The sequence below is a fragment of the Pseudomonas sp. BJa5 genome, assembly GCF_030272875.2.
Lineage (GTDB): Bacteria > Pseudomonadota > Gammaproteobacteria > Pseudomonadales > Pseudomonadaceae > Aquipseudomonas.
In genome coordinates this window covers 1-7,604 of record NZ_JALRNG020000075.1, presented here as the reverse complement: position 1 = coordinate 7,604, position 7,604 = coordinate 1, and the positions used below count along the sequence as shown (strand labels likewise).

Genomic DNA, 7,604 nt, shown 5'->3' with positions numbered 1-7,604 from the left:
CCCATGTGAGAGTAGGTCATCGTCAAGATTAAATTCCGAAACCCCTATCTGCGTACGCAGGTAGGGGTTTTGTCTTTATGCCCCTCCCACTGTCGCTCCTACAGGTCGATGGCGTAAGGGCGAGGCCAAAAAAAACCACCCCGAAGGGTGGTCTTGTCACATCCGTTGCCCACTCAGTCGCCGTAATACTCGCAACCACTGGTGCAGGTCTCATGGATACGCACCTTGGACAGCTCAGGCAGCAGCGGCTTGACCTGGTCCCAGATCCATTTGGCGATCACTTCGCTGGTCGGGTTTTCCAGGCCAGGGATGTCGTTCAGGTAGTTGTGGTCCAGCTGCTCATACAGCGGCTTGAAGATCGCCTTGATCTCGGCGAAGTCGCGGATCCAGCCGGTATGCGGGTCCAGAGGCCCGGTCAGGTGCAGGGCAACCTTGAACGAATGGCCATGCAGGCGGCCGCACTTGTGCCCTTCAGGAACGTGCGGGAGGCGGTGTGCCGACTCGAAGGTGAACTCTTTGAAAATTTCCACGATGTCTCAACTCTGAAAACCAATGCTGCCCACCAGTTTACCAGCATGGTGGTTACAGCGGTTGCAGTTGCTGATGCAGCTTGCCGGTTTCGATCAGTTCGAGCAGTTCGTCACCCAGGCGGCGGCTTTCGGACATCGCCGTGTGCCAGTAGCGCTGACGGCTGCCGGCGTCGCCCATGAAGCGCTTGAAGTCGCTACGGTCGGGTAGCTTGCCGAAGGGCAGGCTGGCCAGGTACTGGGCCGACGGTGCCAGCAGCAGTACATTGCGCAAGCGTTCGCCATCCCCGCGGCGCCACGGCAGGGCCTTGTCGAACCAGCCGGGAATGACCTTGTCGGTAAAGTGCGGGTAGAGCACGATATCGTCGCCCCGGTAGGGCAGGTCCAGGTGATAGTCGAGCAACCCGCCATCGCGGTAGGTGCCCTGGCCAACCCCGGGGATGTCCCGTACGCCTTCCATCACCATGGGGATGGACCCTGAGGCCAGCAGGGCATGGCGCAGGTTGGCCACATCCAGTGGCAGGCAACGCGACGGAAAGTCGGTCAGGGGCTGCAGCGGCGGGTTGCTGCGGGCATCGTGCAGGATGATGCGCTCGAAGTGCCGCGCCAGCCGCGGGCGGCCGATCAGGTTATCGGCAATCACTGAAGACAAGCCCATGCCCAGGCGTGCGCGATGATCATGGGCGAGCAGCCCGTGGCTTTTCACCACCATGATGTTCAGACGGTAATCGGGATTGTCGAGCACCTGTGCATCGCGACCCTGGAGCAGGTCATCGAGCATGCGCTGGCAACTGCGACTGACCTCGGCCTGGGTCACGCCCTTGGCGAAGTCCTGCTCGGTGTACAGCTGGCCAAGGCGCTGCAAGGCCTCGACCGGATTGGGCAGGCAGGCACTGGCGAAACGCCAGGAGCCGATCGAGGCCCCGATCAATGCGCGCTCGCGAGGTGCGCCAGGCAGCCAGTGGCCAAACAGCGCCAGGTCCAGACCCTGGATGCCCAGGGCCTTGGGCCCGCCCGCCGCCCCCGGCAGTACTCCCACATCCGCCGCCTGCAACCCGCGCTCGCGGATATGGCGCAGGGCGCGGCTGCCTGCCTTGAGGGTCAGGGCCGGGTACTTGATGTGGATTGCGCTCATACGGGCCTCGCTGTCTGGAGCCGGCAATTATAAAGAACAGCGGTCCGGTTGTGGGGCAGGGGTGCGCTATCATGTCGCCAGTTGTTTTCAGCTTCAATTAAGTTCGGTTGGTTACTCTAGGCCCCGTAGACACATTATTGATCTCGACGGAGAGACCCCATGAAGACTTTGACTGCCCTGTTCGCCGCTGCTGCCCTTGCCCTCGGCGCCAATGTTGCCCTGGCCAAGGACGTACAACCCGATGAAGTCGTGAAACTGGTCAATGCCAAGACCATCAAGTCCCTGGACGAGCTCAAGGCTGCCGCTGTCGCCAAGCACCCGGGCGCCACCGTCACCGATTCCGAGCTGGAAGACGAGTATGGCCGCTACATCTACAAGGTCGAGCTGCGTGATGCCCAGAACGTCGAGTGGGACGTGGACATGGACGCCAAGACCGGTGAAATCCTCAAGGACGCCCAGGACAAGTAATGACCCTTCGATTGCGAACAGCACAGGCGGTATTCGCTGCGCTGTTGGCCCTCTGCTCGCAGGCCCAGGCCCGCGACCTCGATCAGGATGAAGCCCTGAAACTGCGCCAGCAGGGCGTTATCCTGCCGCTGGAGCAACTGCTCAACGATGCCCTGGGACGCTATCCCGGGGCGACGTTGCTGGAAGCGGAACTGGAAGAGAAGCACGGCCGCCTTGAATACGAGGTCGAGTTGTTGACCCCCGCAGGAGTGGTGCGCGAGATCAAGCTCGATGCCACCAATGGGGTGTTACTCAAAGACGAGGAAGATGACTGATGCGCCTGTTACTGGTCGAGGACAACGTGCCGCTGGCCGACGAGCTGACTCAAGGCCTGCAACGCCAGGGCTACGCGGTGGACTGGCTGGCCGATGGCCGCGACGCGGTCTACCAGGGTGCCAGCGAGCCCTATGACCTGATCATCCTCGACCTGGGCCTGCCCGGGTTGCCGGGGCTTGAGGTGCTGGCCCAATGGCGGGCTTCAGGTCTGGCAACACCGGTGTTGATCCTGACGGCGCGCAGCTCCTGGGCCGAGCGCATCGAAGGCCTGAAGGCCGGTGCCGACGACTACCTGAGCAAGCCGTTTCACCCCGAGGAGCTGCTGCTGCGCGTGCAGTCGTTGTTGCGCCGGGCCCGTGGCCTGGCCAACCAGCCGACCCTGGAAGCGGCCGGCCTGCAACTGGACGAGGGGCGCCAGTGTGTGACCCGTGACGGCGTCGATATCCAGCTGACGGCGGCCGAGTTTCGCTTGCTGCGTTACTTCATGCTGCATCCCCGGCAGATCCTGTCCAAGAGCCACCTGGCCGAGCACCTGTATGACGGCGAGACCGAGCGCGACTCCAATGTGCTGGAGGTCCACGTCAATCACCTGCGCCGCAAGCTCGGCCGCAGCGTCATCGAGACCCGCCGTGGCCAGGGTTACCTTTACGCCGGGAGTAGCGAGTGAAGTCGATCCAGGCACGCCTGAGCCTTGGCCTCGTCGCGGTACTGGTGCTGGTGGGCCTGGCCCTGGCGCAGATCAGCCTGTGGTTGTTCGAGGTAGGGTTGCAACGCTACCTGGAGGCTGGCCTGCGCAAGGAGAGCGAGAACCTGCTGGTTGCCCTGGTGCGTGGGCAGACCGGCCTTGAGCTGGATGAGCGAAGGATTTCCTCGGCCTACAAACGACCGTTTTCCGGCTACTACTTCCGCATCGACTTCGACGGCGGCAACTGGCGATCGCGCTCACTGTGGGACCTGGACATGCCGGCGCCGGACACCGCCGGCCTGCACACCGACCTGCAACTGGGGCCGGAAAACCAGCAGTTGCTGGTGTTGCGCAGCGACTATCGGCGTTTCGGCCAGGCGATCGCCATCAGTGTCGCCCAGGACTACACCCCGGTACGTGACCAGTTCCGGCGCATGCAGCAGATCGGCCTGGGCCTGGGCCTGGTTGCGTTGATACTGGTGCTGGTGTTGCAGCGCATCACCGTGACCCGCTCATTGCGACCGCTGGAACGTGCACGGGAACAGATCGCCCAGTTGCAGCAGGGCAAGCGCACGCAACTCGACACCCAGGTGCCCAGCGAGCTCGAGCCCCTGGTCGCGCAGATCAACCACCTGCTGGCCCATACCGAAGACAGCCTGCGGCGTTCACGCAATGCCCTGGGCAACCTTGGGCATGCCCTGAAGACGCCGCTGGCGGTGCTGCTGAGCCTGGCATCTAGCGAGCGCCTCAAGGAGCTGCCCGAAGTGCGTGTGCAACTGCGCGAGCAACTGGAGCAGATCCAGCAGCGCCTGAGCCGCGAGCTCAATCGTGCGCGCCTGGCCGGAGATGCCTTGCCGGGTGCGCAGTTCGATTGCGATGCCGAGCTGCCGGGCCTGTTGTCGACCCTGGGTATGATCCATGGCGAAGGCCTGGAACTGAGCCGGCGCGTTCCTGCCGGGCTGCTCCTGCCCTGGGACCGCGAGGACCTGCTGGAGTTGCTCGGCAACCTGCTGGACAACGCCTGCAAATGGGCCGATACCCTGGTGCAACTGAGCATCGAGGAACATCCGCAGCACTATCGGCTGTTGATCGACGATGATGGTCCGGGGATTGCCGAGGACTTGCGCGAACAGGTGCTCGAACGGGGGACGCGGCTGGATGAGCAGGTCGACGGCCATGGACTGGGGCTGGGCATCGTGCGTGACATCGTCGACGCCTGGGGTGGCAGCCTGGCCTTGCAGGAAAGCCCGTACGGCGGCCTGCGGGTCAGCATCGAATTGCCGCGCCGCCGAATTCCGTAGCAACGTAGGAGCGGGCTTGCCCCGCGATGGCGGCCCGCAAGTTACATCGCATCGCGGGACAAGTCGGGTCGTCGCACCGCCGCGCCTACAGGTGCATCATCAGGCTCAGCATCACCGGTAGCGTCAGCGCTGCCAGCACGGTCTGCAAGGCGATGATGTTGGCCATCAGCGGCGCATTACCGCCCATTTGCCTGGCCATCACATAGGAAGAAGAGGCTGTCGGCAAAGCCTGGAACAGGATGGCGACAATCGCCGCCTGGCCGCTCAGGCCCAGCAGGCGGCAGACGCCCCAGGTGGTCAGCGGCAACACCACGAACTTGAACAGCGAGGCGGCCAGCAACGGTCGGGTGCCCAGGCCCCGGGCATTGCCACCCAGGGCTGCGCCGACGCACAGCAAGCCCAGCGGCAGGGCCGCCTGGCCCAGTGCCTTGATGGTCGGTTCGAGGCCCGGCGGCAGGCCCAGGCCGGTGACGTGCAAGGTGATGCCGATGATGCAGCCAAGGATCAGCGGGTTGCTGAAGATCGCCTTGATCACCGCCCGGTACGAACTCTGCTTGCCGCTGTAGCGGGCAAAGACCATCACACACAGCACATTCACGGCTGGCACGATGGCGGCATTGGCCACGGCGGCCAGGGCGATGCCGCCGCTGCCGTAGAGCCCGGCGGCCAGGGTCGCGCCGATATAGTTGTTGAAGCGCACGCCGCCCTGGAAAACCGAGGTGAAGCTGGCATCATCGCCGGCCACCCGACCTTTGCACAGCACCAGCAAGAAGGCGCCGAGCAGGGTCGAGAGCAACAGCACGGTCACCATGTCGAACACCGGCAAGCCACTCAGGTCGGCAGTCGCCAGGCTGTGGACGAACAAGGCCGGCAGGAGCACGAAGTAGCTCAGGCGTTCCGCTGCCGGCCAGAACGCCTCGCCAAGAAAGCCCCGGGTCCGCAGCCAGCCTCCCAGGGCAATCAGCAAGGCGATGGGGACGATGGTGGCGAGGATCAGTTGCAACATCTGGCATTTCCCTGTCAGTCAGCACTAGCGGATAGGCGTGGACATCAGGCTAGCCTGTCGCACTGAAAGAAAAAAACGCAGAATTCTCAATCGACCGTTGAGAAAAACTTCAGGGTTGGCCCAGGGCAGTCTTCAGCACTGCCGTCAGGTGACGACGGCGGCTGCTGGTGTGTTCGAGCAGACCCACGTGGCGCACGCACTGAGGTTCACCGAACGGCAGCAGGGTCACGGCGGGCAAGCGCTCAAGGTCGTCGTCGGCGAGTGGCACGATGGCCACGCCCAGCCCCATCGAGGCCATGTGCGTCAGGGCTTGCTGGCTGTCCAGCTCCATCTGCTCGCTGACCGGCAATTGCTGCTTGCGCAGCTCCTGCTCGATGATGCGCCCGGCCCAGGCACGCTTGTCGAAGCGCAGGAAGGGCTGGCTGGCCAGCAATTCACGCAGGCCGATACCAGCGAACGCCGGGCCCGCCACCGCCCAGAAGCGGTTCCTGTAGAGCGGTGTGAAGTCCAGGTTGGCCGGGTAGGGGGCCACCGGCTCGGTGGTGATGGCCGCATCCAGTTCACCGTCTTCGACGCGCCGGGCAAGCTCCGCGGACATCCCCGAGAGCACGCTGATGTGCAGGTGTGGATGCTCGGCCTTGATCCGCACCAGGGCGGCGGGCAGGCGGCCGGCCAGAGCGGTCTGGATGGCGCCGATCTTCAGGCGTCCACTCAGGCCCGGGCCACTGATCAGGGCGTCGGCCATCTCGTCGTAGGCGGCGAGGATCCCCTCAGCCCGCTCCACGGCCAGGTGCCCGGCCTCGGTCAGGCTGACCTGGCGCCGGCTGCGGTCGAACAGGGTGACCTTGAGCTCCTCCTCCAGGCTGCGGATATGCAGGCTGACCGCTGACGGCGTCAGGCTGAGCAGGTCGGCGGCACGGGCAAAGGTGCCATGACGGGCGATGGTGACCAGGGTGCGCAGGGCCTTGAGTGACAACTGGAAGCTCCGGTGCCGGGCAAGAGGAAGCCTCCATGATGGCTGCAATCCCGCGGTGTTGAAAGCCTTTCACAGGCCTGCTTCAACCTTGCCGGCCTGTTCCGCGGGCAGCCAGGCTTTCCAGATCTGCGGGTGCTCCTTGAGAAACTGCCGGGCCGCCTCCTTGGGGGATTGCCGGGTTTCGCTCATCTGCGCCAGGGTCTGGTTGAGCGTGTCGATCGGCAGGTCGACCTTGCCGAACAGCTCGATCAGGTCGGGATACTGCTGCTTGAACGGTGCCGAGACACCAATGGACAGCTTCGCCGGCAGCGACTGGCTGCCTTGCGGGTGGGGATGGCTGGCATCGGTGAGGGTTTTCCAGGCCTCGGGGTCGAACGGCGGTTCTTGCAAACGCACCAGTTCGAAACGGCCCATCAGCGGGGTCGGCGACCAGTAGTAGAACAGCACCGGCTTGCCGCGGCGGATCGACGAGGTGATCTCTGCATCGAGGGCTGCGCCGGAGCCGCTGCGAAAGTTCACGTACAGCGCGTCCAGGCCGTAGGCCTTGAGCTTCTGGCTGTTGACGATTTCCGAGGTCCAGCCGCTGGGGCTGTTGAGGAAGCGACCCTTGCCGGGGGCTTCCGGGTCGCGGAACAACTGGGCGTAATCCTTGAGATCGTTGACCGATTTAAGGTCCGGGGCCAGGGGCTTGATATTGCGGGCGGTATCGCCCTTGATCACGAAGGCGGGTACGTACCAGCCCTCATCGGCGTTTTTCACCGTATCGCCGATGGCGAACACCTGGCCGGCCTGTTCGGCCTTGACCCAGGCGGGGCTGCGGCCGGCCCATTCTTCGGCAATCACCTGGATGTCGTTGCGGGCCAGGGCCACTTCCATGCTGACGGTGCTGCCGGGCAGGGTGTCGGTGGGGTAGCCGTAACCTTTCTCGACGATCAGGCGCAGGATCTCGGTGGTCAGGCTGCCGCTTTCCCAGGTGATGTCGCCGAAGTGGATGGGGGTGGTCTTGTCGGCGGCAAGGCTGTGGCTGACAAGGCTCAGGGCGAGCAGTGCGCTGCCCAGCAGGGTGGTGAGTCGGTTCATGCGGCCTCGCTCGCAGGGGGGCTGGAGTCTGGCAAGTGTAGTAGGCGATGAGCAGGCGAGGGTTTATCGCGGGGCAAGCCCGCTCCTACAGGTAGGAGCGGGCTTGCCCCG

The 7,604-nt window shown here is 64.3% G+C and carries 9 protein-coding genes; 4 read left to right on the top strand and 5 right to left on the bottom strand.

The features are described 5' to 3' along the window. Positions 1–173: 173 nt before the first annotated feature. Both queD and M2D63_RS25380 read right to left on the bottom strand, forming a co-directional pair. Positions 174–530 (bottom strand): 6-carboxytetrahydropterin synthase QueD, encoded by a 357-nt coding sequence (gene queD, locus M2D63_RS25385; protein WP_133210238.1) that lies wholly within the window; start codon positions 528–530, stop codon positions 174–176. 52 nt (positions 531–582) lie between these two features. Further along, positions 583–1,662, bottom strand: a complete 1,080-nt coding sequence (locus M2D63_RS25380; protein WP_285865851.1) for a patatin-like phospholipase family protein — start codon at positions 1,660–1,662, stop codon at positions 583–585. Between the two features lie 159 nt (positions 1,663–1,821). Here M2D63_RS25380 and M2D63_RS25375 point away from each other — a divergent pair, with 159 nt between their 5' ends. From M2D63_RS25375 to M2D63_RS25360, 4 genes are read left to right on the top strand one after another with little or no spacing between them, the layout of a single operon-like run. After that, the gene (locus M2D63_RS25375; RefSeq protein WP_285865850.1) at positions 1,822–2,130 is read left to right on the top strand and encodes a PepSY domain-containing protein; all 309 of its coding nucleotides are present in this window, start codon (positions 1,822–1,824) and stop codon (positions 2,128–2,130) included. Next, entirely contained in the window at positions 2,130–2,444 is a 315-nt protein-coding gene (locus M2D63_RS25370; protein ID WP_285865849.1) for a PepSY domain-containing protein, read from the top strand. Before M2D63_RS25375 ends, M2D63_RS25370 begins: the two co-directional genes overlap by 1 nt. Further along, on the top strand, positions 2,444–3,112 hold the full coding sequence (locus M2D63_RS25365; RefSeq protein WP_285865848.1) for a response regulator transcription factor: 669 nt from the start codon (positions 2,444–2,446) through the stop codon (positions 3,110–3,112). The genes M2D63_RS25370 and M2D63_RS25365 overlap by 1 nt, the downstream gene beginning before the upstream one ends. Then, a complete protein-coding gene (locus M2D63_RS25360; RefSeq protein ID WP_285865847.1) occupies positions 3,109–4,431 on the top strand; it encodes a sensor histidine kinase in 1,323 nt (440 codons plus the stop codon). The genes M2D63_RS25365 and M2D63_RS25360 overlap by 4 nt, the downstream gene beginning before the upstream one ends. A gap of 85 nt (positions 4,432–4,516) precedes the next feature. Here M2D63_RS25360 and M2D63_RS25355 read toward each other — a convergent pair whose 3' ends face one another. The 3 genes from M2D63_RS25355 to M2D63_RS25345 all read right to left on the bottom strand — a co-directional run bounded on the left by M2D63_RS25355 (position 4,517) and on the right by M2D63_RS25345 (position 7,493). Beyond that, entirely contained in the window at positions 4,517–5,437 is a 921-nt protein-coding gene (locus M2D63_RS25355) for an AEC family transporter (RefSeq protein WP_285865846.1), read from the bottom strand. A gap of 109 nt (positions 5,438–5,546) precedes the next feature. Then, the gene (locus tag M2D63_RS25350; RefSeq protein WP_285865845.1) at positions 5,547–6,413 is read right to left on the bottom strand and encodes a LysR family transcriptional regulator; all 867 of its coding nucleotides are present in this window, start codon (positions 6,411–6,413) and stop codon (positions 5,547–5,549) included. A 69-nt stretch (positions 6,414–6,482) separates the two neighbouring features. Continuing rightward, positions 6,483–7,493, bottom strand: a complete 1,011-nt coding sequence (locus M2D63_RS25345; protein ID WP_285865844.1) for an ABC transporter substrate-binding protein — start codon at positions 7,491–7,493, stop codon at positions 6,483–6,485. Between the last annotated feature and the right edge of the window lie 111 nt (positions 7,494–7,604).

What these genes read in the sequence shown, in the direction of transcription:
- M2D63_RS25380 (WP_285865851.1), bottom strand. Translation starts at nt 1,662, where the DNA reads ATGAGCGCAATCCACATCAAGTACCCGGCCCTGACCCTCAAGGCAGGC.
- M2D63_RS25375 (WP_285865850.1), top strand. Translation starts at nt 1,822, where the DNA reads ATGAAGACTTTGACTGCCCTGTTCGCCGCTGCTGCCCTTGCCCTCGGC.
- M2D63_RS25370 (WP_285865849.1), top strand. Translation starts at nt 2,130, where the DNA reads ATGACCCTTCGATTGCGAACAGCACAGGCGGTATTCGCTGCGCTGTTG.
- M2D63_RS25365 (WP_285865848.1), top strand. Translation starts at nt 2,444, where the DNA reads ATGCGCCTGTTACTGGTCGAGGACAACGTGCCGCTGGCCGACGAGCTG.
- M2D63_RS25355 (WP_285865846.1), bottom strand. Translation starts at nt 5,437, where the DNA reads ATGTTGCAACTGATCCTCGCCACCATCGTCCCCATCGCCTTGCTGATT.
- M2D63_RS25345 (WP_285865844.1), bottom strand. Translation starts at nt 7,493, where the DNA reads ATGAACCGACTCACCACCCTGCTGGGCAGCGCACTGCTCGCCCTGAGC.